19 protein-coding genes are annotated in these 26278 nt (G+C 66.1%); 11 read left to right on the top strand and 8 right to left on the bottom strand.

Going from position 1 to position 26278, the window contains the following annotated elements; genetic code table 11:
• Nucleotides 1–113: 113 nt before the first annotated feature.
• Nucleotides 114–1055 carry a helix-turn-helix transcriptional regulator gene (locus B0E41_RS16440; protein ID WP_077332251.1) on the bottom strand — a complete coding sequence of 314 codons (942 nt, stop codon included), beginning with the start codon at nucleotides 1053–1055 and terminating at the stop codon, nucleotides 114–116.
• A 155-nt stretch (nucleotides 1056–1210) separates the two neighbouring features.
• On the opposite strand from B0E41_RS16440, the gene B0E41_RS16435 reads away from it, so the two are divergent.
• The 4 genes from B0E41_RS16435 (at nucleotide 1211) to B0E41_RS16425 (ending at nucleotide 5665) form a co-directional block, all read left to right on the top strand.
• The gene (locus B0E41_RS16435; RefSeq protein WP_077332249.1) at nucleotides 1211–2788 is read left to right on the top strand and encodes a 3,4-dehydroadipyl-CoA semialdehyde dehydrogenase; all 1578 of its coding nucleotides are present in this window, start codon (nucleotides 1211–1213) and stop codon (nucleotides 2786–2788) included.
• A 34-nt stretch (nucleotides 2789–2822) separates the two neighbouring features.
• On the top strand, nucleotides 2823–4403 hold the full coding sequence (locus B0E41_RS16430; protein ID WP_077332247.1) for a benzoate-CoA ligase family protein: 1581 nt from the start codon (nucleotides 2823–2825) through the stop codon (nucleotides 4401–4403).
• A gap of 131 nt (nucleotides 4404–4534) precedes the next feature.
• A complete protein-coding gene (locus B0E41_RS27595) occupies nucleotides 4535–4690 on the top strand; it encodes a hypothetical protein (protein ID WP_253194932.1) in 156 nt (51 codons plus the stop codon).
• Nucleotides 4691–4693: 3 nt separating this feature from the next.
• The gene (locus tag B0E41_RS16425; protein ID WP_363351706.1) at nucleotides 4694–5665 is read left to right on the top strand and encodes an ABC transporter substrate-binding protein; all 972 of its coding nucleotides are present in this window, start codon (nucleotides 4694–4696) and stop codon (nucleotides 5663–5665) included.
• On the opposite strand, the gene B0E41_RS16420 is transcribed toward B0E41_RS16425, so the two are convergent.
• From B0E41_RS16420 to apbC, 6 genes are all read right to left on the bottom strand, one after another.
• Nucleotides 5659–9228 (bottom strand): response regulator, encoded by a 3570-nt coding sequence (locus tag B0E41_RS16420; RefSeq protein ID WP_077332245.1) that lies wholly within the window; start codon nucleotides 9226–9228, stop codon nucleotides 5659–5661. The genes B0E41_RS16425 and B0E41_RS16420 overlap by 7 nt on opposite strands.
• Nucleotides 9221–9607 carry a response regulator gene (locus tag B0E41_RS16415; RefSeq protein WP_077332243.1) on the bottom strand — a complete coding sequence of 129 codons (387 nt, stop codon included), beginning with the start codon at nucleotides 9605–9607 and terminating at the stop codon, nucleotides 9221–9223. Before B0E41_RS16415 ends, B0E41_RS16420 begins: the two co-directional genes overlap by 8 nt.
• Nucleotides 9604–11862, bottom strand: coding sequence for a response regulator (locus B0E41_RS16410; protein WP_077332241.1), 2259 nt, complete (start codon nucleotides 11860–11862; stop codon nucleotides 9604–9606). The genes B0E41_RS16415 and B0E41_RS16410 overlap by 4 nt, the downstream gene beginning before the upstream one ends.
• Nucleotides 11859–12404, bottom strand: a complete 546-nt coding sequence (locus B0E41_RS16405; protein ID WP_171984790.1) for a YfiR family protein — start codon at nucleotides 12402–12404, stop codon at nucleotides 11859–11861. Before B0E41_RS16405 ends, B0E41_RS16410 begins: the two co-directional genes overlap by 4 nt.
• Before the next feature lie 26 nt (nucleotides 12405–12430).
• On the bottom strand, nucleotides 12431–14422 hold the full coding sequence (locus B0E41_RS16400) for a TonB-dependent receptor (protein WP_077332237.1): 1992 nt from the start codon (nucleotides 14420–14422) through the stop codon (nucleotides 12431–12433).
• Between the two features lie 280 nt (nucleotides 14423–14702).
• Entirely contained in the window at nucleotides 14703–15794 is a 1092-nt protein-coding gene (gene apbC, locus B0E41_RS16395) for an iron-sulfur cluster carrier protein ApbC (RefSeq protein ID WP_077332235.1), read from the bottom strand.
• A 184-nt stretch (nucleotides 15795–15978) separates the two neighbouring features.
• Here apbC and metG point away from each other — a divergent pair, with 184 nt between their 5' ends.
• Nucleotides 15979–18033 (top strand): methionine--tRNA ligase, encoded by a 2055-nt coding sequence (metG, locus tag B0E41_RS16390; RefSeq protein ID WP_077332233.1) that lies wholly within the window; start codon nucleotides 15979–15981, stop codon nucleotides 18031–18033.
• A 19-nt stretch (nucleotides 18034–18052) separates the two neighbouring features.
• Complete coding sequence (locus B0E41_RS16385) at nucleotides 18053–18793, top strand: YoaK family protein (RefSeq protein WP_077332231.1); 741 nt, start codon at nucleotides 18053–18055, stop codon at nucleotides 18791–18793.
• Between the two features lie 7 nt (nucleotides 18794–18800).
• On the opposite strand, the gene B0E41_RS16380 is transcribed toward B0E41_RS16385, so the two are convergent.
• Entirely contained in the window at nucleotides 18801–19325 is a 525-nt protein-coding gene (locus tag B0E41_RS16380) for an outer membrane protein assembly factor BamE (protein ID WP_253194928.1), read from the bottom strand.
• A 98-nt stretch (nucleotides 19326–19423) separates the two neighbouring features.
• Between B0E41_RS16380 and B0E41_RS16375 the strand changes: the two genes are divergently transcribed.
• The 5 genes from B0E41_RS16375 (at nucleotide 19424) to B0E41_RS16355 (ending at nucleotide 26276) form a co-directional block, all read left to right on the top strand.
• Entirely contained in the window at nucleotides 19424–21067 is a 1644-nt protein-coding gene (locus B0E41_RS16375; RefSeq protein ID WP_077332227.1) for a SulP family inorganic anion transporter, read from the top strand.
• 80 nt (nucleotides 21068–21147) lie between these two features.
• Nucleotides 21148–21360, top strand: coding sequence for a DUF3460 family protein (locus B0E41_RS16370; RefSeq protein WP_077332226.1), 213 nt, complete (start codon nucleotides 21148–21150; stop codon nucleotides 21358–21360).
• A 22-nt stretch (nucleotides 21361–21382) separates the two neighbouring features.
• The gene (locus B0E41_RS16365) at nucleotides 21383–22234 is read left to right on the top strand and encodes a ScpA family protein (RefSeq protein WP_077332225.1); all 852 of its coding nucleotides are present in this window, start codon (nucleotides 21383–21385) and stop codon (nucleotides 22232–22234) included.
• A gap of 118 nt (nucleotides 22235–22352) precedes the next feature.
• Nucleotides 22353–23957, top strand: a complete 1605-nt coding sequence (gene nadB / locus B0E41_RS16360) for an L-aspartate oxidase (RefSeq protein WP_077332224.1) — start codon at nucleotides 22353–22355, stop codon at nucleotides 23955–23957.
• 69 nt (nucleotides 23958–24026) lie between these two features.
• Complete coding sequence (locus B0E41_RS16355) at nucleotides 24027–26276, top strand: bifunctional (p)ppGpp synthetase/guanosine-3',5'-bis(diphosphate) 3'-pyrophosphohydrolase (protein ID WP_077332223.1); 2250 nt, start codon at nucleotides 24027–24029, stop codon at nucleotides 26274–26276.
• Nucleotides 26277–26278 lie beyond the last annotated feature (2 nt).

The following is a 26278-nucleotide window of genomic DNA, read 5'->3' as shown; positions in this document are numbered from 1 at the left end:
CACGAGGCAAGGGGGAAACAAGGGGTGCCGACCTGCATTCCATCACCGGTGGGCACCGAGTGATGTGAATAATATTGCAGCTTCTTCAAACCGTCAATGCATTTTTATGCATGTCACAAAATACCCAGCACCTCCCGCACCTGGGTGCGCAGGCCATCAAAGGCGTCGTCCACGCTCTGGCCACTGGTATTGAAATGCAGGTCCGCCTTCGAATAAAAGGCCGAGCGCCCGGCCAGGATGCGCTTCAGATCTTCCATGGCCTCGCGGCTCGCGGCCATGGGCCGCGTGTCACCCTGCGCCGCCACGCGACCCATGTGGTCGGCCGGGTCCGCCTGCAGCCAGACGGTGGTGCAGTGGGTGAGCAACAGGTTGAAGTTGGCGGCGTCCGACACCAGGCCGCCCGGTGTGGCGATCACCACCTCGGGGTAGATCTGGATCGCTTCTTCGAGCGCTCGGCGCTCGTAGCGGCGGTAGGCCGGCGTGCCGTACAGCGCGTGGATTTCGTTGATGCTGCAGCCGGCGAACTTTTCGATCTCTCGGCTCAGTTCGATGAAGGCATAACCGAGGTCGTCCGCCAGGCGCTGCCCGAGGGTGGACTTGCCCGCGCCACGCAGACCGATCAGGGCGATGCGGGCCTGTCGGCCGGCGTCGCTCACCGGCGCGGCGTGGCCGTCCAGCAGACCGCCGATGGCCACGCGCACCCGGCGCAGATCGCCCTCGTTGCGCTTCTCCAGCAGCTCGCGGATCAGCAGCCACTCGGGCGACGAGGTGGTCACGTCGCCCAGCAGTTCGGTGAGCGAACACTGCAGCGCCTGCGCCACCTGCAGCAACACCAGGATGGAGGCGTTGCCGGTGCCGTATTCGAGGTTGGCCAGGTGGCGCTCGGACACGTCGGCAGCCAGCGCCACGGCCTTGCGCGTCATGCCACGGCGCGAGCGCAGCGTGCGCACCCGCTCGCCCAGGCTCACCAGAAACGGGTGGCGTGGCGGCTCGTCGGCTTCGGTTGTAGCGGAGGCGGCTTCGGGCGCAAGATCAAGGGAGGCCGGGTCTTTCATGGGTGTCCGTGTTTTTAAGGAATATCCCTAGAGGACTTGCTTTCTCAAGAAACATGCACTTTAATGCATGAATTAAAAGACGCAAGATAGTGCATTTATAGCGTCAATCCCCCGGGCCGACCAGCCCCGCAGATCAACCCTCATCCCGACCTGACATGAACACCACACCCCTGCTCCCCAACTTCCTCGCCGGCCGCTGGCAAGACGGCGCGGGCCACAGCAGCACGCTGCACGACCCGGTGCTGGGCACACCCTTGGTGCGCGTGAGCAGCGCCGGGCTGGACCTGGCCGAGGGCTTTGTCTTCGCCCGCGAGCAGGGCGGCGCTGCCCTGCGGGCACTCACTTACCGGCAGCGCGCCGCGCTGCTGGGGGAGATCGTCAAGGTGTTGCAGGCGAACCGCGACGCCTATTACGACATCGCCACCGCCAACTGCGGCACCACCACCAAGGACTCGGCGGTCGACATCGACGGCGGCATCTTCACCCTGGGCTACTACGCCAAACAGGGCGAGGCCCTGGGCGACGCGAAGCTGCTGCTCGACGGCGAGCGCATCCGCATGGCCAAGGACCCGGTGTTTCAGACCCAGCACATCCTGAGCCCCACACGCGGCGTGGCGCTGTTCATCAACGCCTTCAACTTCCCCAGCTGGGGCTTGTGGGAAAAGGCCGCGCCGGCCCTGCTTTCGGGCGTGCCGGTGATCGTGAAGCCCGCCACCGCCACCGCCTGGCTGACCCAGCGCATGGTGAAAGACGTGGTGGACGCCGGCGTCCTGCCCACGGGTGCGCTCTCGGTGGTGTGCGGTTCGTCCGCCGGGCTGATGGACCAGTTGCAGCCGTTTGACGTGGTGAGCTTCACCGGCTCGGCCGCAACGGCCCGCATCATCCGCAGCCACCCGGCTGTTGCAGCGGCTTCGGTGCGCTGCAACATCGAGGCCGACAGCCTGAACAGTGCCCTGCTCGACCCATCCGCCACCGAAGGCAGCGAGGCCTTCAACCTGCTGGTGAACGAGGTGGTGCGCGAGATGACGGTCAAGAGCGGCCAGAAGTGCACCGCCATTCGCCGCATCTTCGTGCCGCTGGAGCTGTTCGACGAAACGGCCCAGGCGATCTCCGCCAAATTGGCCAAGGTCACGGTGGGCAACCCGCGCAGCGAGGGCGTGCGCATGGGTTCGCTGGTGAGCATGGAGCAAAAACACAGCGTGCTGCACGGCATCACCGAGCTGCTGCACGAGGCCGAGATGCTGTTTGATGGCAGCGAGGTGGCCCTGATCGACGCCGACCCGGCCACCTCCGCCTGCGTGGCCCCCACCCTGCTCGGCCACCGCGACCCCGGGCAAGCCACCACGCTGCATGAGGTCGAGGTGTTCGGCCCGGTCGCCACGCTCATGGCCTACGAAGACGAAGACGAGGCCTGGGAGCTGATCCGCCGGGGCGACGGCTCACTGGTCGCCTCGGTCTACAGCGAAGACCCGGCCTTCATCGCCCGCGCCGCCGCCGAGCTGGGCTCCTGCCACGGCCGTGTGCACGCCATTTCGCCCGACGTGGCGGCCGTGCAGAGCAGCCACGGCAACGTGATGCCCATGAGCCTGCACGGCGGCCCGGGCCGCGCCGGCGGCGGCGAAGAGCTGGGTGGTTTGCGCGCGCTGGGCTTCTACCACCGCCGCAGCGCGGTACAGGGCAGCACAGCGGCGCTCGACGTACTCGCCGCGACCGCAACCCCACTGAAGTACTGAAGTCCGACAGAGACAACAAGACAGGAGACCCACCATGAGCCACACCGAAACCGCCGCCCCGCCCGAGCGCTTCAACTTCGCGCGCCACCTGATCGCGGTCAACGCCGGCCGCGCCGCCAAGACCGCGCTGATCGACGACGCGGGCTCGCTCACCTATGGCCAGCTCGCCGACCAGGTGCAGCGCTTTTCGGCCGGCCTGCAGGCGCTGGGCCTGAAGCGCGAGGAGCGTGTGCTGCTGCTCATGCACGACTGCAGCGACTGGGTCGTCGCCTTCCTCGGCGCGCTGCACGCGGGCGTGGTGCCGGTGTGCGTGAACACCCTGCTGACCGCGAAGGACTACGCCTACATGCTGGCCGACAGCCGCGCCCAGGCCGCCTTCGTGTCGGCCGCGCTGCTGTCCACGCTCCAGACCGCGCTGGACGCGGGTGCCAACGAGGTGAAGCACCTGATCGTCTCGCGCGCCAAAGACCCGCTGCCCGCGGGCGCGCTCGACTTCGCGGCGGTCACCACGGCCCACGCCCCGGGCCACGGTGCGGACACGCATGGCGACGAACCCGCGTTCTGGCTGTATTCCTCGGGTTCCACCGGTGCACCGAAGGGCACGGTGCACACGCAGGCCAGCCTGTACTGGACGGCCGAGCTCTACGGCAAGGCGGTGCTGGGCCTGAAGGACAGCGACACCGTGTTCTCGGCCGCCAAACTCTTCTTCGCCTACGGTCTGGGCAACGGCCTGTCGTTTCCCTTAAGCGTGGGCGCCAGCGTGGTGCTGATGGCCGAACGCCCGACGCCGCAGGCCACGTTCAAACGCCTGGTCGACCACCAGCCCACCGTGTTCTATGGCGCGCCCACCGGCTACGGCGGCATGCTCGCCTCGCCCGACCTGCCAGCCAAAAAAGCGGTGTCGCTGCGCCTGTGTTCTTCCGCCGGCGAAGCGCTGCCGCGCGACATCGGCGAGCGCTGGACCGCGCACTTCGGCTGCGAAATCATCGACGGCATCGGGAGCACCGAGATGCTGCACATCTTTCTCTCCAACCGGCCGGGCGACGTGCGCTACGGCACCACCGGCAAGGCCGTGCCGGGCTACGAGGTGCAGCTGCGCGACGAAGACGGCAGCGTGATCACCGGCCACAACCTGATCGGCGACCTCTACATCCAGGGCCCGAGCGCGGCACTCATGTACTGGAACAACCGCGCCAAGTCGCGCGACACCTTCCAAGGGAACTGGGCCAAGAGCGGCGACAAGTACACCCGCGACCCCGACGGCTACTACACCTACGCCGGCCGCAACGACGACATGCTCAAGGTCAGCGGCATCTACGTCAGCCCCTTCGAAGTGGAGGCCACGCTGGTGCAACACCCTGCCGTGCTCGAAGCCGCCGTGATCGGCAAGAACGACGACGAGGGCCTGACCAAGACCAAGGCCTATGTGGTGCTGAAGGCCGGTGCCCAGGCGACGGAAGCCGAGCTGCAGGCCTTCGTGAAAGAGAAGCTCGCGCCCTACAAATACCCGCGCTACATCGAGTTCATGGCCGAGCTGCCCAAGACCGCCACCGGCAAAATCCAGCGCTTCAAGCTGCGCGAGCTGGAGAACCAGCGCCTGCTCGTGCGCCGTTGAACCCGACGTGAAACCTGCTGATCGGATCGCATGCGCCCACACGGGGAAAACCCCGATCAGACCCTCCTTGTTTTCATTACAAGTCATAACCATACTCATGCCTTCTGAACACAAGACAAGGGGCAGGCAACATGGTTCGTTGGGCAATGGTCGCGTGTGGCTGGTTGATCGCAGCCGGGGCACACGCCAACGATGTGGGCGTGACGCCCACTGAAATCCGCCTCGGCGCTTCGGTGGTTCTGTCGGGCCCGCTGGGTCCGCAGACCGTGCAATACGGCGAAGGCTGACGGCTGCTGTTCGACGCGGTCAATGCCAGCGGCGGCGTGCACGGCCGCAAGATCAGCTACATCACCCTTGACGATGGCTTTGACCCCAAACGCGCCGTGGAAAACACACAGAAGCTGCTGGCCGACAACAAGATTTTCATGGTTTACAACAGCACCGGGACCGCCCAGACCGCGGCCGTTCTCCCCTTGCTCAAGGCGTCGAAAACCATCCTGTTCGGCCCGGTGACCGGCGCTTCGGCGCTGCGCGACAACTTCAACCCCTATGTGTTCCATGTGCGCGCGAGTTACGCCAACGAGTCGGTGCGCATGCTGTCGCAACTCAAGCAGACGGGCGTCACACGGGTCGCCTTCTTCTACCAGGACGACGGCCTGGGCAAGGCCTTGTTGGCCGAAGTGAAGAAGGCCTCGGTGGCGGAAAACCTGCCGCTGGTGGTTGAGGTGAAGGTCGATCCGGCAGCGCCCGACTTCGCCGCAGCCGCGGCGACCACGGCCCAGGCCAACCCGCAAGCCGTCATCGTCGGCACCGCCGGACTCACGTTCACGAACTACGTCAAGGCCCTCCACGCGACCGCCGCGCGCCCGGTGCTGTATGGCTACTCGGTCGCCAACCCGGACGGCATCAACCGCGAACTGAAAGACAAGGCGCGGGGCATCATCCTCGCGCAGATCATGCCCTCGCTGCGCAACAACACGGTGCCCGTGGTCGCCGAATACCTGAAGCTGCATGCCGCCAAGTCACCCGATGTGCCACCCTCGGCCGCGCAGTTCGAGGGCTTCGTCCACGCCCGTTTGCTGGTGGAGGGCCTCAAGCGCACGGGCCGTGAACTGAGCACCGCCAGCTTCATCAAGACCATGGAGGGCACGGGCGAAATCGCCTTCGGGCGTTTCACCGCTCAGTACTCGCCCAAGTCACACAACGGGTCCAACTACGTGGAACTGGCCATCGTCGATGCCGAGGGCCGCCTGCGCTACTGACCCGGCAAGCCTGCGCCGCTGACCGGCGCGGGCGAAAGCAACAGCTTCAGTTCCCGGACCAGTTGGGCCTCGGTGTAGGGCTTGTCCAGGCGCCTCGACACCCCCAGGCGCCGGAACTCTTCCGCCATGGCGTCGTCCATGCGCCCGCTGGTCACCACCACCGCGATGTCGGGCAGCATGCGGCGCAATGCGCGCACGAAGGCCAGGCCGTCCATGCGGGGCATGTGCAGGTCGGTCACGATGGCCCGCAGATGGGACCCGTGCTGCGCCACCTGCAGCAGGCCATCGGCGCCATCGGTGGCGGTGACCACATGGAAGTTCAGACGCTGCAGAACCACCCGTCCCACCTCGCGCAGGGCGGCTTCGTCATCGACGAACAGCACCGATTCGCCCTGCCCGCGGAATTCGCTGGTCGCCACCGGAACAGCGGCCTCATCCGAACGACCTTCTTCGGCCGGCAGATAGACCGCGAACGTCGTGCCCTGGCCGGGCTGGGAATAAACCTGAACGAACCCCGAATGGCTCTTGACGATGCCCAGCACGGTGGACAGCCCGAGGCCAGTGCCCTTGTCCGGGCTCTTGGTGGTGAAGAAGGGGTCGAAGATCCGGTCGAGCAACTCGGGTGGAATGCCTGCGCCCGTGTCGCGCACGCGCAGGGCCACATAGCGGCCAGGCCGCGCATCGACGATGGCGCGGGCATAGGCCGCGTCGAGCTCCACGGGTGATGCCGTGAGGGTGATGCTGCCGCCCTCGGGCATGGCATCGCGGGCATTGACGCACAGGTTCAACAGCACCTGGTGCAGCTGCGTGGCGTCGCCCGACACCGTCGGCAGGTCGGGCGAGCACTCGACCACCAGGCGGATGTTCTTGGGGAAGCTGCCGTTCATCAGGCCCTCCAGCTCCCGGAGCATGCGTTCGGGCGGCAGCGAGGAACGATCCCCTTCCGCGCCTTTGGCGAAGGTGAGCAACTGGCGCACCATGTTGGCGCCGCGCTGGGCGCTGCCCTGGATCATTTCGAACAGCCGGGCCTCCTCGGGGTACTGCTCTTTCAGCATGCCCATGCCCATCAGCACGGGCGCGAGCGCGTTGTTCAGGTCGTGCGCCACACCGCCGGCCAGCGTGCCCAGGCTTTCGAGCCGCTGGGAACGCAGGTGCTGGCGCTCGATCAGCTTCATCTGGGTGATGTTCTCGTGCGAGACCACGACGCGCACTTCGCCCTCGCCAGGGAAGCGCTCCACGCGGCACAGGAACCAGTGCTGGCCGGCCTCCAGCCGCACGCTGTACTCGTGGAGAAATTCCTTCTGCTCGCCCCGTATGACCGCACGGATGCCGGTGGCCACGGGGCGGTTGTCACCGCTCAGCGTGCCGCAGGTGTGGTCGCACGATGCGAGGTAATCCGCCCCCTCAAGGACCAGCGCGGGGTCGCCGAACTCGGTCCATGCGCGGTTGGCTGCCAGGACCACGCCCTGCCCATCGAGGATCACCACGCGTGCGCTCAAGGCGTCGAGCGTGGCGCGGGCAAACCGCTCGCTCTCGATCACGGTCTGGGTCTGCTGGGCGACGCGCTGTTCCAGCTCGCGGTTCAACAGCGAGAGTTCGTGCTCGACGTTCTTGCGCTCGGTGATGTCGAGCCAGTAGCCAATGATCTCGATCGGCTGGCCCGCAGCGTCGCGCACCAGTCGGCGCTGGTCGTGCACCCAGCGGTAGCTGCCATCGCCACGGCGCAGGCGGTATTCGCTGAGGTGTGAGCCCTGCTCCACCACCCAGGGCAGTTCGGCGGCGACCCGCGCACGGTCATCGGGGTGCACCTGGCTCGCGCCCAGTTGGCCATCGCCGGTCAGGTCTTCGGGCCGCATGCCCATCAGTTGCGTGACGTTCGGGCTCACGTACACCGCGGCGTAGGGCGCCGTGGCGGCGCGGGTGTAGATCGCCACCGGGCTGGACGACACCAGGAAGTTCAGCCGCGATTCGCTGGCGCGCAGCACCGCCTCGGCCGCCTTCATGTGGCTGATGTCGGTCTGGATCACGATGTACTGGTACGGAACGCCCTCGGCGTTCAGGAACGGCGTGATCGTGGTTTTCACCCAGTAGGGGCTGCCGCCCTTGCGCCGGCAGCAGATTTCGCCGTGCCACACCCGCCCCGAGGCGACTTCGCGCCAGATGTCGCGCGCAAAACCGCCTGGCTGCTCGTGCGTGCGCAGGAGGCGGCAGTGCTGCCCCAGCAGCTCCTCGCGGCTGTAGCCGCTGATCTGGCAGAACAGGTCGTTGGCGTAGAGCAGCTGCCCCGTGCGGTCCGCGACGCTGACGATGGCGTGGTGGTCCAGCGCCAGGTGTTCGCGCTCGCGTTCGTAGAGCGTGGTCTGTAGGCGTTCGCGCAGGGCGCTGTTCTGCCGCGCACGCCGCGCGCGCGCACTCACCGCCGCCACCAGGTGGTCGGACCGCACCGGTTTGACGAGGAAGTCGTCGCCCCCCAGATTGAGCGCCAGCAGTTGCTGGGTCGGGTCGGTCTCGGCCGAAAGAAACAGCACCGGCAGGTGCAGATAGGCGTCGCGTTCGCGCAGCGCTGCGGCCAGCTCGGGGCCGCTGGCCTCGGGCATGTACACGTCGAGCAACAACACGTCGGGCTGGAACCGGTCGAGCTCGTGCAGGGTCTGCAAGGGCTGCGACAGGGAATGCACCTCCATGCCGGCCGCGCGCAACACGCTGGCCTGGGCTTGCAGCAGCAGGGGATCGTCGTCCACCAGCAGCACCCGGTAAGGCTGCGCTGGCTGGCGCCCGGTGAGCGCGTCCAGCAGATTCACCAGCCGGCCCGCTTCCAGGGGCTGGGTCAGCGTGCGGGTGATGCCGGCGCGCGAGGCTGCCAGGCGCACCGGCAGGTCGTCGTCCGCCAGCGCGAGCACCACGGGAATGCGGCCGTGCTGGCCCAGGCCCAACGCCTTGACCAGCGAGGCGCCGACCGGATCGTTCTCCGGGAACACCATGTCCAGCACCACCGCCGCCGGTGGCACCGCAAGAGCGGTGTTCAAGGCCTCGCGCAGACCGGCCATGTCGGGCAACACACGCACCCGGTAACCGGCGCCCGACAGGCCCTGGCGCAACCGGTCCGCCTGAGCCGCGTCGGTTTCAACCAGATAGATCCAGGGCATGGCATCGGGGCGCAGGGGCTCCTCCGCCGGCATGGCGCCGGGCGCCACCTGACCCAACAGCGTCTGACCCAGACCCACCAGACGCAGCAGCCCCTCGCACACCTGTTGCCACTCGCCCTCGCTGGGCGCGTCACCCGCGCCCGGGCCACGGATCAGCTCGTTCAGCGGTTGCTCCGCCTGACGCGCGGCGTCGGACAAGGTCGGCATGCCAAAAACGCCCGCTGTCCCGCTCAGGCTGTGCACCACGCGGTGCAGCGCCTCGGCATCGGCCGGGTCCCAGTGCTGGGGTGAAAGCCGTTCGAACAGGGTTTCGATGCTGCCCAGCCGGGTGGGCAACTGCTCGGTGAACTGCCGACGCAATTCGGCCAAAGCCACAGAAGCCGCGCCTGGCCGGTCCTGGATGCCTGAATCAGTCATGTCGGTCCTCCCACAGGCGGCGCACCTGGGCCGCCAGCGTCATCGGGTCAAAAGGTTTGGGAATCACGGCCAGCGCGCCCAGCGCTTTGTAGTGCTGCACTTCCTGCGGTTGCACCTTGGCCGTCATGAAGATCACCGGCACGCTGGCCAGCGGGGGCAGCGCGCGCAGGGCCTTGAAGGTGCCCGGGCCGTCCATGCCGGGCATCATCACGTCGAGCAACACGAGGTCGGGGGCGAAGGCCGGCGCCTCGCGCACGGCCTGCTCGCCGGACGAACACACCCGCACCTGGAAGCCGCCCACCATCTCCAGCGCGATGCGCGCCACGGCCTGGATGTCGGGTTCGTCTTCGACATACAGAATGCGTTGCAGTGTGTTCATGGCGTGGTTCCTTCCGGCGCGCCGCAAGGTTCGGGCGGCGTGATGGCATCGAGCAGTTGGCGCGGCGAGACGCTGGATTTGCGCAGCACCGCGTCCACCCACTGCCCGTCGCCGGGCACCTCGTCGCCTCCGGTCAACACCACCACGCGCGCGCCGGGCTGCTGTTCGCGGATGGCGGGCAACAGGCTCCAGCCCGATTCGTTCGGCAGGGTGAGGTCGAGGATCACCGCGTCGAAGCGCTCCAGCGCCACCCGGGCGCGGGCCTCGCGCAGGGTGGTGGCGTGTTCAAAGTCGAAGCGGTCGCCCGCCATGGCGCGCACCACCTGGTGCGTGTCGGCGTCGTCTTCCACGTGCAGCACCCGGGGGTTCGATGGTTTGGTCACCGCCACCCGCTCTTCGAGCAGGCTCAACAGGCGGGACTGGTCCAGGGGTTTGGCGAGCCACTCGACACCGGGAAATTCAGCGCCGTTGGCCCGCTGACCCTCTTGCATCCGGGCCGAGATCACGATGATGGGCAACCGCGCGGTGGCCGGTCGCGCGCGCAGCTCGCGGATGATCTGCTGGCCATCGGTATCGGGCAGCCGCAGGTCCAGCGTCACGGCCGCATAGCGGTTCTGGAGCGCCAGCGCCATCGCCTGGGCGCCGCTGGCGGCCGAATCCACCGCGTACCCGGCGCGCTGGAGCATCTGGCTCAGCAGGCGGCCCACATCGGGGTCGTCCTCCACCACCAGGATGCGCGGTGCGCCGGGCTGGGCTACCGGCGAGGTCCCCGGCTCGCTCAGGGGCAACAGCGTGTGCCACAGCGGGAGATCGAAGAAGAAACAGGCGCCCTGGCCCTCCTGTGATTCAAAGCCCATGCTGCCGCCCATGCGTTCAATCAGTTCGCGGGAAATCGCCAGACCCAGCCCGGTGCCGCCTTTTTGCCGCGTGTCCGACGCGTCGGCCTGCGAAAACTTCTGGAAGATGCTGGCCTGGAAGCTGGCAGGAATGCCGGCGCCGTGGTCCCGCACCTCCACCCGCACCGCCTCGCCGCGCCGCCGCACGGCCACCTCCACCTGCGCCCCCTCGGGCGAGAATTTCGCGGCATTGGACAGCAGGTTGGCCAACACCTGCTGCAGGCGCTGGGCGTCCACCCAGACCCGCAAGCCATCGATCCGCTGGCTCAGCACGTAGCGCACCTTGTACGGTTCTGCATAGGCCTGGTTCTCCACCAGCGCCTGCTCCAGCAAGGGCATCAGCTCCAGCGCGCGTATGTCGAAGTGCAGCTTGCCGACCATGAGTTTTTCCATGTCCAGCAGGTCGTTGATCAGGTAGGACAGCCGCTGGCTGTTCTTCTTGGCAATGCCCACCATGTCCTCGACCTGCGGCGACAACGGACCCACAGCCCCGCCGGCGATCAGACCCAGCGCCCCGCTGATGGCCGTCAAAGGCGTGCGCAACTCGTGGCTCACGGTGCTGATGAACTCGGACTTCACCCGGCTGGCGCGCTCGGCTTCGTCCTTCGCCAATTGCATGTCCATCGTTCGCTGCTCCAGGAACAGGCGCTCGCGCCGCAGGGCGATGTCGCGTGCCTGGATCTCAGCGAGCATGTGGTTGAAGTGGTCCACCAGCGTGCCGATCTCGTCGTTGTGGGCCTTGGTCGCGCGGATCGCATAGTCCTGCTCGCGGGACACCCGGTGGGTCACCTGCGCCAGCGCCAGGATCGGGTCGGTGACGATGCGGCGCAGGCGCATCCCGAAATACACCGCCAGTGCCGCGAGCAAGGCACCCAGCAGCACCATCGCCGCCTGCCCCGCCAGGATGTCGAGCCAGATGTGCAGCAGGTGCGCGGACAGTTCGATGCGCCCCACGGTCTGCCCACCATCGGCCATCTCGTGGTGGACCTCCAGCGTGGTGGGCAACACGGTCAGCACCAGGCGTTCGAGCAGCCCCCCATCGTGGTCTTGCCGGGGGAACTGGACCTGCGCGAACAGCCCGCCCTGCGTGTCAAGCAGGCGCACAGTGTCGATTTCTTCCTTCGCCGCCAGCGCCGACAAGGTCACCCCCGCGCTCTCGGGGTCGTCGAAAGCGAGCGCGGCCCGGCTGTTTTCGCCCACCACCACCGCCAGCGCGAGCAGTTGCACCCGGGTGTCGTGGTAGCGCGAAAAGGCGCTGCCGATGCTGAACACCAGGGCCGTCGCCAGCACGGCGAGCAGGGTGTTGAAGGCCAGCAACAAGCCCAGCTTGCGCACGATGGAGAGGTCGCGCCACTTCATTGCAGCACCTTGCCCGCGAGCTTGAGCATCTGGCTGTTGAGCAGCAGGCCGGCGCGCTGGGCCGCCGCCAGGTTGACGTCGAAGCGCACCCGGCTGGCCTCGATACGCAAGCCGATCATGCCCCCGGCCTGCACGAACCCGGGCAGGTCGCCCACCGTGAGCACCGGCGCGTTGCCCAGGCCACGCAGCAGCGTCTCCAGGCGGTGCGCGTCGCCCTCGGCGAGGAACAGCACGTCGCACTGTCGACCGTGGGTCGACACCGCGCCAGGAACAATCTCCAGCACCCGACCGCCCACCGCCCGGCCCTGCAGCAGCGCAAGCTGCCCCTGCAAGGCCTGCGACCCGGTGCTGCACAACCTCAGCGGTGCGTTGGCGGCGTCCCCGCCCCCAGGCCACTGGGTGAACTTGATGAAGTTGGCGACAAAGCCGGCCTTGACCGCGTGCTCGCTGACCGACTGCGCCAAGGCCCCCGCGGTCAGCCCGCTCAGAAGCAGCAGGGCGCACAGCACCCGTCGGGCGCCGGGCGTGCGGGGGGCAGTCACAACAGGCCTCCATGGGACACGTTCCATCAGAAACGGACCTCCATCTTGAGGCGGATGCTGCGGCCGTCTTGCGGCAGCTCCGTGATCCAGTTGCCTTCGGGAAGCGGCTGCCGGTGGGCCTGGTCAAACAGGTTGTAGACGCCCAGCGAGACCGACACCCCGGGCGCCCAAGGGCTGGCGGTGAGGTACAGGTTGGACAGACCATGCCCGGGCAGACGCGCACCGTTGACACCGCGCCGGTCGCTTTCCAGCTGCCACTCGTAGCCCAGGCGCAGCCCCGCGGCGGGCAACGGGGTTGAAAAATGCAGTTTGCCCAGCCAGTGCGGTGAATTGGCCAGGCCCTCGCCCTGGACAAACCGCGCCTGCTGGTGCGTGAGGCTGGCACGCAGCCGCCCACCCCAGTCCCAGGTCTTGTCGGCCGAGAGTTCGAGCCCGGTGGCCTTCGCGCGCGGCCCGGAAACGAACATCCACGTCTCTTTGTCCACGACGATCAGATCCTTCAGCGACCACTGGTACAGCGCCCCTCGAACGCTCAGATCGGACGCCACACGGTGGTCCACCACCAGCTCCAGCGTGTCAATGACCTCGCTGTCGACGGCGGGCAACTGCGTCTGGGATCCGTCCTCGAAATACAGCCAATCGCGTTCCGACGCATTCGGTGCCCGGTGGGCACGACCGGCCATCAGCTTGAACGTGGAAGCCGGCGCGGCTTGCCAGATCAGCGCCGCCCGCGGACTCGACTCGGTGCCGTTGACGCTGTTGCGGTCGACGCGCAGCCCCAGGGTGGCCACCAGCGTCTCCGACATGCGCCATTCGTCCTGGACGTACACACCCGCGCGCCAGCCCGAATTGGGAAAGTCCGGAGCGATATCCTGGCGCGGGTTGTCCTGCAGCTCCACCCCCACCATCAGCTTGTGCGCCGGCAGCGCCGTGGACAAGAGGCGCAACTCACCGCCGCGAAAGGAACTCGCGCCAGCGAACGCATAGATCGAATCGTCATAGACGGCGTCAGCGTCAAAACGGTACTCCCCCAGGAACGCCCTCGCCAGCAACTGCAGTGAGGCATCCGCCAGCGGGCCCTGGTACTGCAGCTGCGTGAGCAGATAGCGGTCCCGGATGAACTGGTCCGGCGCCAGCGGTTGAGCGCCAGCCGTCGCCGTGGGGTCGCCTTTCCTTCGATCGCTGTGGATCAGCTCGAACGACCAGGGACCCTTCGTCATGCGCGCGAAGAACTCCTTGTCGCGCTCACCGTCCATGTCGGTGGCCATGCCCGCGATGCCTTCGCCATAGTCGTAGAAGCGGTTTTCGCCACGGGCACGCAGGTGGGAAGCGGACACCAGCACATCCAGCCCGTTGTCGAGCTGGCGGCCCACGCTGACCCGGCCCTGCCGCATGCGTTGCGGGCTTTGCAGCGCCGCCGTCAGCTCCGTGCCGCCGATGCCCGCACCGTCGCGGGTGACCACATTGACCACGCCAAAAAGGGCGTTCTGGCCGTACACCGCGCCGCCCGGACCCGGGATGTATTCGATGCGCTCGATCAGATCCAGATCCAGCGGAAACTCATGCCCCAGGGTGGCGCCGTCGTAGGTGGCCTCGTTGACGCGGTTGCCGTTGATGGTGACGAGCACCCGCACATTGAGGTCACCCGGCTGGCTCAGCCCCCGGGTGCCCAGGTAGGTGTACTGGCGGTCGTAGGTGCTGTGCACGCCGGGCAGGCTGGACAGGGCCTCGGCCAGGGTGCGCCAGCCAAAGGTCCGGATGTCCTCGCGGGTGATGACGCTGACCGCGGCCGCCACCTCGCTCTGCTTTTGCTGGTACTTGGAGGCACCCACCACGGTGATCTCCATCAGCTGCTCCAGGCTCAGCATGGCCATGTCGGTGGCCGCCCGGGCCGGAAAGACCGCCGCCAGGGCCAGGCCCAAGGCCAGCAAACGGGAGGGCTTGACGCCGCGCGCCCGTCCGCCGGGCCACCGGGTATTCAACAGGCCGCCGGTGGGTGGTGTGGAAGTGGCGTGCATGGCGGGGAGCGGGCAACCGCAGTGTCGGGGGAGGTTGATGCAATCGATTTCCCCAGGTTATCGGTCGCCGGGCGACATTCTGAAGCGGGTGGCCACGGATCAGCGCGCACAGCAGCGCCTCCGCATCGCCGACGGGTGTCCGTCTGGCGGCTGAAGAAGGCTAGGGGTTTGAGTGAGGTCGAGGGCCCTAGAAGCGGGCCGCGCCACAGTGGCAACGGCCACCGTAGATCTTTGGTATCACGGATCCCCGTGACACCCGTTGGTCAATCCGCTGAGCCGCTCAGGTTTCCTTGGATATCTTGATGCTCGGGAACTTGCTGGAGAAGTCCTTGGCCTGCTTCGCGATCTTGATCGCCACCTGCCGCGCCACGGTCTTGTAGAGCGTGGCGATCTCGCCCTCGGGGTCGGACACCACGGTGGGGCGGCCACTGTCGGCCTGCACGCGGATGCTCATGTTCAGCGGCAGCGCGCCCAGGTAGTCCATGCCGTATTCGGCCGCCATTTTCTTGCCGCCATCGACGCCAAAAATGTGCTCGGTGTGGCCGCAGTTGGGGCAGCAGTACACCGCCATGTTCTCGACGATGCCAAGGATGGGCACGCCCACCTTTTCAAACATCTTGATGCCCTTGCGCGCGTCGAGCAGGGCGATGTCCTGCGGCGTGGTCACGATCACCGCGCCCGTGAGCGGCACGCGCTGGGAGAGCGTGAGCTGGATGTCCCCGGTGCCGGGCGGCATGTCGACGATCAGGTAATCCAGGTCTTTCCAGTTGGTCTGGCGCAGCAGTTGCTCCAGCGCCTGCGTGGCCATGGGGCCGCGCCAGATCATGGCCTCGTCCTTGTCGACCAGGAAACCGATGGAGATCACCTGCACGCCATAGTTCTCCAGCGGCTCCATGGTTTTGCCGTCGGCGCTCTCGGGCCGGCCCTCGATGCCCATCATCATGGGCTGGCTGGGGCCGTAGATGTCGGCGTCCAGAATGCCGACCTGGGCGCCCTCGGCGGCCAGCGCCAGCGCCAGGTTGACCGCCGTGGTGCTCTTGCCCACGCCGCCCTTGCCCGAGGCCACGGCAATGATGTTCTTCACGCTGGGCAGCAGCTGCACGCCGCGCTGCACCGCGTGCGGAATGATCTTGCTGGTCATGTTGATCGACACGTTCTCCACACCGGCCACGCCCTTGGCGGCGGCGATCAGTTCGCGGCGCAGCGCCGGGATCTGGCTCTTGGCCGGATAACCCAGCTCCACGTCGAACGACACGTCGCCGTACTGTTCGTTCAGATTCTTCAGCGCTTTGGTGGACACAAAGTCCTTGCCCGTGTTCGGATCGGTCACGGTCTGCAGGGCATTGAGCAGCGCTTGTTGGTCGACAGCCATCGAGAGGTCTCCAGAGGGGGAAAAACGTGGGGGATGTGCAGAAGTCGCCCGAAGTCTAACGCTCCGCTGCCACCCCCATCGGCGCCTGGACAAGCACACAGCGGGCGTGAGGGCTTGGCGCGGCACGCCCGCGCAACCGGGGCCGCCTAAAATCACCGGTTCCCCTGAAAGAAAGCCCCTTGCCATGAGCCCGCGTCGCCTGTTCGTCACCACCGCCCTGCCCTACGCCAACGGTCATTTCCACATCGGCCACATCATGGAATACATCCAGGCCGACATCTGGGTGCGGTTCCAGCGCATGCAGGGGCACGAGGTGCACTTCGTCTGCGCCGACGACGCGCACGGCGCGCCGATCATGATTGCGGCCGAAAAGGCCGGCAAAACGCCGCAGCAGTTTGTGGCCGACATCGCCTCGGGCCGCAAACCCTACCTGGACGGTTTTCACATCGGTTTCGACAACTGGCACAGCACCGACGGCCCCGAGAACCACGAACTGGCGCAAGACGTGTACCGCGCGCTCAAGGCCAACGGCCTGATCGAGACCCGCACCATCGAACAGTTCTTCGACCCCGAAAAGAACATGTTCCTGCCCGACCGCTTCATCAAGGGCGAGTGCCCCAAGTGCGGCACCAAAGACCAGTACGGCGACAACTGCGAAAACTGCGGTGCGGTCTACGCGCCGACCGATCTGAAAAACCCCTACTCGGCGCTCTCCGGTGCGGTGCCGGTGCTCAAACAATCGGACCACTTCTTCTTCAAGTTGTCCGACCCGCGCTGCATGGCCTTTCTGGACCAGTGGACGCAGAGCGGCGCGGTGCAGCCCGAGGTGCTGAACAAGATCAGCGAGTGGATTGAGCCCGGCGAAGACGGCAAACCCAAGATGGGCGACTGGGACATCAGCCGCGACGCACCCTACTTCGGCATTCAAATCCCGGACGCACCGGGCAAGTACTTCTACGTCTGGCTGGACGCGCCCATCGGCTACCTGGCTTCTCTGAAGAACTATTTCGGCAAAACAGGCCGCGACTTCGATGCCTTCATGGCCGACCCGAGCACCGAGCAGTTCCACTTCATCGGCAAAGACATCATCACCTTCCACACCCTGTTCTGGCCCGCGATGCTGAAGTTCAGCGGCCGCAAGGTGCCCAACGCGGTGTTCGTGCACGGCTTCCTGACCATCAACAACGGCGAGAAGATGAGCAAGAGCCGGGGCACCGGCCTGAACCCGCTCAAATACCTGGAGCTCGGCATGAACCCCGAGTGGCTGCGTTATTACCTGGCCGCCAAGCTCAGCGGCAAAAACGAAGACATCGATTTCAACCCCGAAGACTTCATGCTGCGGGTCAACAGCGATCTGGTGGGCAAGTTCATCAACATCGCCTCGCGCGCGGCCGGTTTCATCGCAAAGCGCTTCGACGGGAAGCTGGGCGAAGTCTCGGCCGATGGCGACGCCCTGCTGGACCACCTGGAAGTGGCCGCCCCGAGCATCACCGAGCTCTACGCCGAACGTGAATACGGCAAGGCGTTGCGCGAAATCATGCTGCTGGCCGACCGTGTGAACGCCTACGTGGACCAGAACAAACCCTGGGAACTGGCCAAGAAGGAAGGCATGGAAGGCCGGCTGCACGACGTGTGCACCACCTGCATCGAAGCCTTCCGCCTGCTCACGCTCTACCTCAAGCCCGTGCTGCCCGCGCTGGCCAAAGACGTGGAAGCCTTCCTGAACACCGAGCCGCTGCAGTTCGCCGACGCCACCCGCTTGCTCGGCGCAGGCCACACCATTGGCGCCTACCAGCACCTGATGCAGCGCGTGGACGTGAAGCAGCTCGACGCGCTCTTCGAACCCCCGCCGGCCCCCGCCGTGGAGCTGGTGGTACCCGGCGGCGAACCCATCGCCGACACGATCTCCATCGACGACTTCGCCAAGATCGATCTGCGCATCGCGTTGATCGTCAACTGCGAAGCCGTGGAGGGCTCCACCAAGCTGCTGCGCCTCACGCTGGACGTGGGCGAAGGCCGCACGCGCAACGTCTTCAGCGGCATCGCGAGCATGTACAAGCCCGAAGACCTGGTCGGCAAGCTCACCGTGATGGTGGCCAACCTGGCACCGCGCAAGATGAAGTTCGGCGTCAGCGAAGGCATGGTGCTCGCGGCCAGCCACGCCGACGAAAAGGCCCAGCCTGGCATCCACATCCTCAACCCCTGGCCGGGCGCCACGCCGGGCATGCGCATCCACTGATCCCCCCGCAGACCCGAGCATGTTCGAACCCATCCGAGGCTTCACCAGCCTGCAGCGCACGCCGCAGGCCGACCTGAAGCTCGGCACCGTGCTGGCCTTCGTGGCGGGTGCCGCCAACGCGGGCGGTTTTCTGGCGGTGGGGCAGTACACCTCCCACATGACGGGCATGGTTTCGTCGTTTGGCGACCACCTGGTGCTCGGACAGTTCGTGCTCGCAGGAGCGGGCCTGGTGGCGGTGATGTCCTTCCTGTTCGGCGCCATGAGCACCGCCTGGATCGTCAACTGGGGCATGCGGCTGCGGCTGCGCAGCGCCTACGGTCTGCCCCTGCTACTCGAGGCGGCACTGCTGCTGGTGTTTGGCCTGTTCGGCGCTGCCATGAACCTGTGGCACACCGTGTTCTTGCCGGTCACGGTGGTGCTGCTCTGCTACATCATGGGCCTGCAGAACGCGGTGATCACCAAGATCTCGCAGGCGCGCATCCGCACCACCCACGTGACCGGCCTTGTCACCGACCTGGGCATCGAGCTGGGCAAGCTGCTCTACGTGAACCGCCACCCGGAGATGCAGCCGGTGCGCGCAGATCGTGACCGGCTGCGGGTGCACGCACAGCTGGTGCTCAGTTTTCTGGTGGGCGGGATCGTGGGTGCGCTCGGCTTCAAAAACCTGGGCTACATCAGCACCGTGCCGCTGGCGCTGATGCTCTTGCTGCTGGTGATGCGGCCGCTGCTGGACGACTGGCAGCGCCTGCGCGCCGCTTGAGCCAAGCTCAGCGCCCTCGGTCGAGATCGGGGTCTCGCACGCTCATGGTGGACAGCACCCGCAGGTCGGGGTTGGAAATCACCGTGAACACCTTGCTGTCGCTCTCGTTCGGCCCATCGCGGTAACGCCAGTCGTGGTGGGTCTCTTTCTTGAGATCGTAGGTGGTGATCTTCATCGGTTTGCCCAGCAGCTTGCGCACGGCTTCCATGGGCATGCCCGGTTCGATCAGCGCAAAGTTGCGCTCGGTCAGCACCTGGCGCAGCGCGGCCATCTTGCCGTCCGGACCGATGGTGATCTGGTAGTTCTGGTAACCCACGGGCTGGCGGTTGTATTCATACACCTGCGCACCATCGGGCCCTTCCCACACCGCCTCGGGCTGTCCGAAACGCTCGCGCACATCTTCTTCGGTCGAGACGCCCTCTTCCAGCTCGCCGATCGCCTGCTGATCGCAGGCGGTCAACAGCAGCGCGGCAGAAAGTGCCAGCGCCCAGCGTGCCGGATGGCGCGTGAAATGCATCAACGGGTGTGTCATGAGAGCACCAGATCAGGGCAAAAACTCAGTGTAAACCCCCATCTCCACGCGATCAGCCTGTAAGCTGAGCCATCCGTTGCCAACGGTAACATTTCAAGATGCTGAAACACCTGCCCCCACTGGCGCCCTTCCGGCCTCGACTGATACAGGACATCAAGGGCTACAACGGCGAAAAACTGGCCAAGGACATGGGCGCGGGTGCCACGGTCGGCATCGTGGCGCTGCCGCTGGCCATGGCCTTTGCCATCGCCAGCGGGCTCAAGCCCGAGGCGGGCCTCTGGACCGCCATCATCGCGGGCTTCCTGATTTCGGCTTTGGGCGGCACTTCGGTGCAGATCGGCGGCCCGGCAGGCGCGTTCATCGTCATCGTCTACGGCATCGTCGAGCGCTACGGCGTCGCCAACCTGCTGATCGCCACGGCGAGCGCTGGCGTGTTGTTGTTTCTCATGGGCCTGTTCCGATTGGGCTCGCTGGTGCGCTATGTGCCAGTGAGCGTGGTGATCGGCTTCACCAACGGCATCGCGGTGCTGATTGGTTTGTCGCAGGTACGCGACTGGCTGGGGCTGGACATTGCCAAGATGCCCGGTGACTTCTTCAGTCAGATCGGCACGCTCAACCAGCACCTGCACAGCTTCAACCCCTACGCCTTCGGCCTGGGCACGCTGTGCGTGATTGGCCTCTTCATCTGGCCTCGTCTGTGGGCTGTGGATTCGCAGTTTCGCCGCCAGCTCGACCAGATCGACACTGTGAGTGCGCTCAAAGCCACATCGCGACTGCCGGCGCCGGTCGTGGCACTGATCACGCTCTCGCTCGCCGCTTGGGCCCTGAGCCTGCCAGTGGAAACCATTGGCAGCCGATTTGGCGGCATTCCCCAGGGCGTGCCGGCGTTCGAGTTGCCCGCGTTTTCCTGGGAGACCGTGCGCCTGCTGGTCACGCCCACGCTCACCATCGCGCTGCTCGGTGCCATCGAGTCGCTGTTGTGCGCGCGCGTGGCCGACCAGCTCAGCAACACCCCCAAGCACGACCCCAATCAGGAGCTCATGGCGCAAGGCATCGCCAACCTGGTGGTGCCCTTCTTCGGCGGCATGCCGGCCACCGGCACCATCGCGCGCACGGTGACCAACATCCGCTCGGGCGCGGTCTCGCCAGTGGCCGGCATCGTGCACGCGGCGACGCTCGCCGCCGTGGTGTTGATCGCCGCGCCGCTGGCCCAGCACATTCCGTTGGCGGTGCTGGCCGGTGTGCTGCTGTTCGTGGCCTGGAACATGGGCGAATGGCGCGAGTTCGGCCGCCTCAAGCACTTCAGCAACCACTACCGGCTGATGATGGTGTCCACCTTCCTGGTCACCATCATTTTCGACCTCACGGTGGCGGTGGAGCTGGGCCTGGTCATGGCCTGTTTTTTGTTCGTTCGGCGGCAGAGCGACATCTTCCGGGCCGATGTGCTGGCCCGCCATCCCAACCAGCTGACCTACCGGCTCTATGGTTCGCTCTTCTTTGGCGCTGTCGCCAAAATAGACCCCATCGTCGTCGCCATCGAAAGTGGCCCGTCGGGTGTGAACCTCATGCTCGACGCCAGCCAGCTGATCTCGCTGGACACCACCGGGCTGGATGCCCTGGAACAGCTGCACAAGACGGTGGAGAGGCGCGGTGGCCACATGGGCATGGTCGGTTTGAACCCGCAGCCCAAGTCACTGATCGAGCGTTCCGGCTTTCACCGCCGGCTCCACACCTGCCAATGAGGCCGCCAGGACCGGCGCCCGGGCGCCTGGCCCGGTAAAATCGCCATCTTTCGCCCACAGCGCTTTGCGCACTGCCCGCCATGTCCTTCTTTGCCCGCCCGCACTACACCTCTGACGCGACGCAGTTCATCGACCAGCTGAAGGCCGATCACCCCGAACTGGAGCAGGCGCAGCGAGACGGCCGTTCGCTGCTGTGGGACAAGCAGATCGACCGCGACTTCCAGATCAAGGCCGTGCAAGCCCAAGTGCCCCAGCAGCCCTACGTCTACCAGACCGGCTCGGACCACGCCTGATCCGCCTGCGGCAAACCGCTTGATGAGCAACGAGGCCAGCACGCTCGATGCGGCCCCTGAGGGGCTGGACGCGTTGCTGCCGGCGGTTGTCGACCAGGTGGCGCTCGCCCGCCTGTACGGAGAGCCGCTGTTCTCCATGCCGAGGGACCTGTACATCCCGCCCGATGCGCTGCAGGTGTTCCTCGAAGCCTTCGAAGGTCCGCTGGACCTGCTGCTCTACCTGATCCGCAAGCAGAACTTCAACATCCTCGACATCCCGATGGCGGCGGTCACCCGCCAGTACCTGAGCTACGTGGACGAGATCCGCGCCAGCAACCTTGAGCTGGCAGCCGAGTACCTGCTGATGGCTGCGATGCTGATCGAGATCAAGTCGCGGATGCTGCTGCCGCCCAAGAAGACGGCCGAGGGCGAAGAAGCCGAAGACCCGCGAGCCGAACTCGTGCGCCGCCTGCTCGAGTACGAGCAGATGAAGCTGGCCGCACAGCGCTTGTCGGAAATGCCGCAATACGGCCGGGATTTCCTGCGCGCGCAGGTGTACGTCGAGCAGGCGCTGGCCCCGCGTTTTCCCGACGTGAGCGCCATCGACCTGCAAAGCGCCTGGCGCGACATCATGAAGCGCGCCAAGCTCGTTCAGCACCACAAGATCAGCCGCGAAGAGCTCTCGGTGCGCGAACACATGAGCATCGTGTTGCGCCATTTGCAGGGTCGAAAGTTCGTCGAGTTCGGCGAACTGTTCGACCCCTCGCGCGGCCAGCAGGTGCTGGTCGTGACCTTCATCGCCATGCTGGAACTGGCCAAGGAAACGCTGATCGAGCTGACCCAGGCCGAGGCTTTTGCGCCGATCTACGTCAGGCTCGCCTACACCCCGAATTGATGAGAGCCCCCACACTCCGCCGCTGCGCGGGTCGCTGCTCCAAGGGGGCGCGTTTCGCCTTGGGGCGGCCCGACGGCGAAACATCCCCCAATTGCGCCTTCAATGAAAGAAGTCTCCCATGAGCGCCCACCATTCCTTTGACGTCCTCATCATCGGCAGCGGCCTGGCCGGCCTCACGGCAGCCCTCAAGCTCGCGCCCACCCACCGCGTCGCGGTGGTCACCAAACGCGGCATCTCCGACGGATCGAGCAACTGGGCTCAAGGCGGCATCGCTGCGGTGCTGGCCGAAGGCGACAGCTACGCCTCCCATGTGGACGACACTCTGGTGGCCGGCGCCGGTCTGTGCGACCTAGAGGCCACGCAGTTCACGGTGGAAAACGCCCCGGGCGCCATTGCGTGGCTGCAGGAACTGGGTGTGCCCTTCTCCACCGAAAACGGCGAGCTGCACCTGACCCGTGAAGGTGGCCACACCCACCGCCGCATCGTGCACGCCACCGACGCCACGGGCGCGGCCGTGCACACCACGCTCAGCAAGCTGGCGCGTGCCACCCCCGGCATCACGTTCTTCGAGAACCACATGCTGGTCGATCTGATCACCGACGCCAAACTGCCAGGCCACAAGGCCGGCAACGGATCGGTGCGATGCCACGGGGCCTATGTGCTGGACGTGGACCGGGACGATGTCGAAACCTTCAGCGCACCCCACACCATCCTGGCCACCGGTGGGGCGGGCAAGGTGTATCTCTACACGACCAACCCGGACACCGCCACCGGCGACGGCATCGCGGCCGGCTGGCGCGCGGGCTGCCGCGTCGGCAACATGGAGTTCATCCAGTTCCACCCGACCTGCCTGTACCACCCCAACGTCAAGAACTTCCTGATCACCGAAGCCGTGCGTGGTGAAGGCGGACAACTGAAGCTGCCGCCCCACCTCGGCGGTCATCGCTTCATGCACGACCACGATCCGCGCGCCGAGCTTGCACCGCGCGACATTGTGGCCCGCGCCATCGACTACGAGATGAAGCGCCACGGCCTGGACTGCGTGCACCTGGACATCTCGCACCAGAGCCCCGAGTTCCTGAAGGAACACTTCCCCAACATCCTGGCACGCTGTGCCGAGTTGGGCATCGACATCACCAAGGAGCCGATTCCCGTGGTGCCCGCAGCGCACTACACCTGCGGCGGCGTGGTGACCGATCTCGAAGGACATACCGACCTCGAGGGCCTGTACGCCGTCGGGGAAACCACCTGCACCGGCCTGCACGGCGCCAACCGCCTGGCCAGCAATTCGCTGGTGGAGTGCATGGTGTTCGCCCAGGCTGCCGTGAAAGCCATCCAGACGGCGGCCGTGGCCGCCAGCCCCGACATTCCCCTGTGGGACGACAGTCGCGTCACCGACGCCGACGAACAGGTCGTGATCTCGCACAACTGGGACGAGCTGCGCCGCTTCATGTGGGACTACGTGGGCATCGTGCGCACCAACAAGCGCCTGGAGCGCGCCGCGCACCGCATCACGCTGTTGCAGCGCGAAATTCACGAGTTTTACGCCCAGTTCCACGTCACCCGTGACCTGCTGGAGCTGCGCAACCTGGTCCAGGTGGCCGATCTGATCGTGATGTCGGCCATGCTGCGGCACGAAAGCCGCGGCCTGCACTTCAGCCGCGACTACCCCGATCTGCTGCCCGAAGCCAAACCGACCATTCTCGTGCCGCCCGCGAGGTGACGCAGCCACCGAGGGGGCTGCTCCGGCCACCAGTCGGCAGTGGCGTGCTACTCACGCTAAAGTAGCGGGATGATCACCCAAGCCGAATCCGGCAGCTCCAAACGCCCCGTGAAGTCCTCTCAGCCTGCCGCGAGTGCGGCGGCCGCGAGCTTCGCTGCGCTCGTGGGCAAGCTGGACTACCTCGGCCCGAGTGACATCGACAGCATCCGCAAGGCCTACCGCTTCGCCGACGAGGCCCACCTGGGCCAGTTGCGCAAGAACGGCGATCCCTACATCACCCACCCGATCGCGGTGGCTGCCCAATGCGCCGAATGGAAGCTGGACGCACAGGCCCTGATGGCCGCGCTCATGCACGACGCCATGGAAGACTGTGGCGTCAGCAAGGCCGAACTGGTCGAGCGCTTTGGTGCACCGGTGGCCGACCTGGTGGACGGCCTGACCAAGCTGGAAAAACTGGCCTTCGACACACGTGAACAGAACCAAGCCGAGTCGTTCCGGAAGATGCTCCTGGCCATGGCCAAGGACGTGCGGGTCATCCTCATCAAGCTGGCCGACCGCACGCACAACATGCGCACCATGGGCGACATGCCGCGCGACAAATGGCAACGCATCAGCAGCGAAACCCTCGAGATCTACGCCCCCATTGCCCATCGGCTGGGACTCAATTTCACCTACCGCGAATTGCAGGACCTGGCCTTCCGTTTTCTGCACCCGTGGCGTTATGAGGTCCTGTCCAAGGCCCTGAACAAGTCGCGCAACCGCCGCAAGGACCTGATCAATCGGGTGCAGCGCGAGGTTGAGTCGGTGTTTTCCCGTCATGCCATGCCGGTGCGCATCGTGGGTCGCGAAAAGACGCTGTATTCGGTCTACCGCAAGATGGACACCAAGCACCTGTCGTTTTCGCAGGTGACCGACATCTACGGCTTCCGCATCGTGGTGCCCGACCTGAACGACTGCTACACCGGCATGGGCCTGCTGCACCAACTCTACAAACCACTGCCCGGCAAGTTCCGCGATTACGTGGCGATCCCGAAGGTCAACGGCTACCAGTCGCTGCACACCACGCTGATCGGCCCATTCGGGACCAACATCGAGTTCCAGCTGCGCACCCACGCCATGGACGTGGTGGCGGAGTCGGGCGTTGCGGCGCATTGGCTCTACAAGGCCAGCGAACCCAACAGCGACATGTCGCAGCGCCTCGGCACCCAGTGGCTGCAGTCGCTGCTGGACATCCAGCAGGAAACCCACGACGCGAACGAGTTCTGGGACCACATCAAGATCGACCTGTTCCCCGACGCGGTCTATGTGTTCACACCCAAGAGCAAGATCATGGCGCTGCCGCGAGGCGCCACCGTGATGGACTTTGCGTATGCGATCCACAGCGGCGTGGGCAACCGCGCCGTTGGCGCCCGCATCAACGGCGAGCAGCGGCCTTTGCGAACAGAGCTGGCCAACGGCGACATCATCGAGATCGTCACCAGCGACACCGCCGAGCCCAACCCGGCCTGGCTGTCCTTCGTCAAGACGGGCCGGGCGCGCTCCAAAATCCGCCACCACCTGAAAACACTGGCGCAGGAAAAAGCCAACGAACTCGGGGAACGCATGCTGACACAGGCCCTGCGCTCCGAAGGCCTGGCCACCCTGCCCGCAGAAAGCGGCGAATACAAAGCCACCTGGGACAAGTTGCTGCGCTTCACTGGCAACAAGACCCGCAACGAGCTGCTCTCCGACATCGGCATGGGCAAGCGCATCGCCAGCATGGTCGGAAAGAAACTGTCGGTGCTGCTGGCAGAAACTGGCCTCAAACCTGACGCGGTGTTGATCAGCACCGAACGCTACGCCTCGGGCGAGAACGAATCGGTGTCACAAGGCGTGGTCAGCTTGGATGGCAGCGAAGGCCTGTCGGTGCAATACGCACCCTGCTGCCAACCCATTCCGGGGGACCGCATCGTGGGCTATCTGGGCCGCGGAGAAGGCCTGATCGTGCACGCAGAAGAGTGTCCGACCGGTCGCCGATTGCTGGCCCGCGACAGCGAACGCTTTTTGCAGGTGGAGTGGTCGGACGACCCGGTTCGCGCGTTCGACACCACCGTGATCGTGACCGTGACCAACGGCAAAGGCGTGCTCGCGAGAGTGGCCTCGGCCATCGCCTCGGCCGAGGCCGACATCACGCACGTGGACATGGGCGAAGAACCCGCTCAGACCGCGACCGACATCCGTTTCTCGGTGGCGGTGCGGGACCGCGTGCACCTGGCCGAGGTGTTGCGCAGCCTCAAACGCACCGGCTCTGTCCTGAAGGCGCAACGCCTCAAGCCCTGAGA

Origin of the sequence: Hydrogenophaga sp. A37, from assembly GCF_002001205.1 — a bacterium.
GTDB lineage: Bacteria > Pseudomonadota > Gammaproteobacteria > Burkholderiales > Burkholderiaceae_C > Hydrogenophaga.
The sequence above is the reverse complement of the archived record's forward strand: the minus strand, read 5'-3'. Positions and strand labels throughout refer to the sequence as shown.

Excerpts from the sequence above, each read along its gene's own strand:
- B0E41_RS16440 (WP_077332251.1), bottom strand. The coding sequence starts at position 1,055 with ATGAAAGACCCGGCCTCCCTTGATCTTGCGCCCGAAGCCGCCTCCGCT.
- B0E41_RS16435 (WP_077332249.1), top strand. The coding sequence starts at position 1,211 with ATGAACACCACACCCCTGCTCCCCAACTTCCTCGCCGGCCGCTGGCAA.
- B0E41_RS16430 (WP_077332247.1), top strand. The coding sequence starts at position 2,823 with ATGAGCCACACCGAAACCGCCGCCCCGCCCGAGCGCTTCAACTTCGCG.
- B0E41_RS27595 (WP_253194932.1), top strand. The coding sequence starts at position 4,535 with ATGGTTCGTTGGGCAATGGTCGCGTGTGGCTGGTTGATCGCAGCCGGG.
- B0E41_RS16420 (WP_077332245.1), bottom strand. The coding sequence starts at position 9,228 with ATGACTGATTCAGGCATCCAGGACCGGCCAGGCGCGGCTTCTGTGGCT.
- B0E41_RS16415 (WP_077332243.1), bottom strand. The coding sequence starts at position 9,607 with ATGAACACACTGCAACGCATTCTGTATGTCGAAGACGAACCCGACATC.
- B0E41_RS16410 (WP_077332241.1), bottom strand. The coding sequence starts at position 11,862 with ATGAAGTGGCGCGACCTCTCCATCGTGCGCAAGCTGGGCTTGTTGCTG.
- B0E41_RS16400 (WP_077332237.1), bottom strand. The coding sequence starts at position 14,422 with ATGCACGCCACTTCCACACCACCCACCGGCGGCCTGTTGAATACCCGG.
- apbC (WP_077332235.1), bottom strand. The coding sequence starts at position 15,794 with ATGGCTGTCGACCAACAAGCGCTGCTCAATGCCCTGCAGACCGTGACC.
- metG (WP_077332233.1), top strand. The coding sequence starts at position 15,979 with ATGAGCCCGCGTCGCCTGTTCGTCACCACCGCCCTGCCCTACGCCAAC.
- B0E41_RS16385 (WP_077332231.1), top strand. The coding sequence starts at position 18,053 with ATGTTCGAACCCATCCGAGGCTTCACCAGCCTGCAGCGCACGCCGCAG.
- B0E41_RS16380 (WP_253194928.1), bottom strand. The coding sequence starts at position 19,325 with ATGACACACCCGTTGATGCATTTCACGCGCCATCCGGCACGCTGGGCG.
- B0E41_RS16375 (WP_077332227.1), top strand. The coding sequence starts at position 19,424 with ATGCTGAAACACCTGCCCCCACTGGCGCCCTTCCGGCCTCGACTGATA.
- B0E41_RS16370 (WP_077332226.1), top strand. The coding sequence starts at position 21,148 with ATGTCCTTCTTTGCCCGCCCGCACTACACCTCTGACGCGACGCAGTTC.
- B0E41_RS16365 (WP_077332225.1), top strand. The coding sequence starts at position 21,383 with ATGAGCAACGAGGCCAGCACGCTCGATGCGGCCCCTGAGGGGCTGGAC.
- nadB (WP_077332224.1), top strand. The coding sequence starts at position 22,353 with ATGAGCGCCCACCATTCCTTTGACGTCCTCATCATCGGCAGCGGCCTG.
- B0E41_RS16355 (WP_077332223.1), top strand. The coding sequence starts at position 24,027 with ATGATCACCCAAGCCGAATCCGGCAGCTCCAAACGCCCCGTGAAGTCC.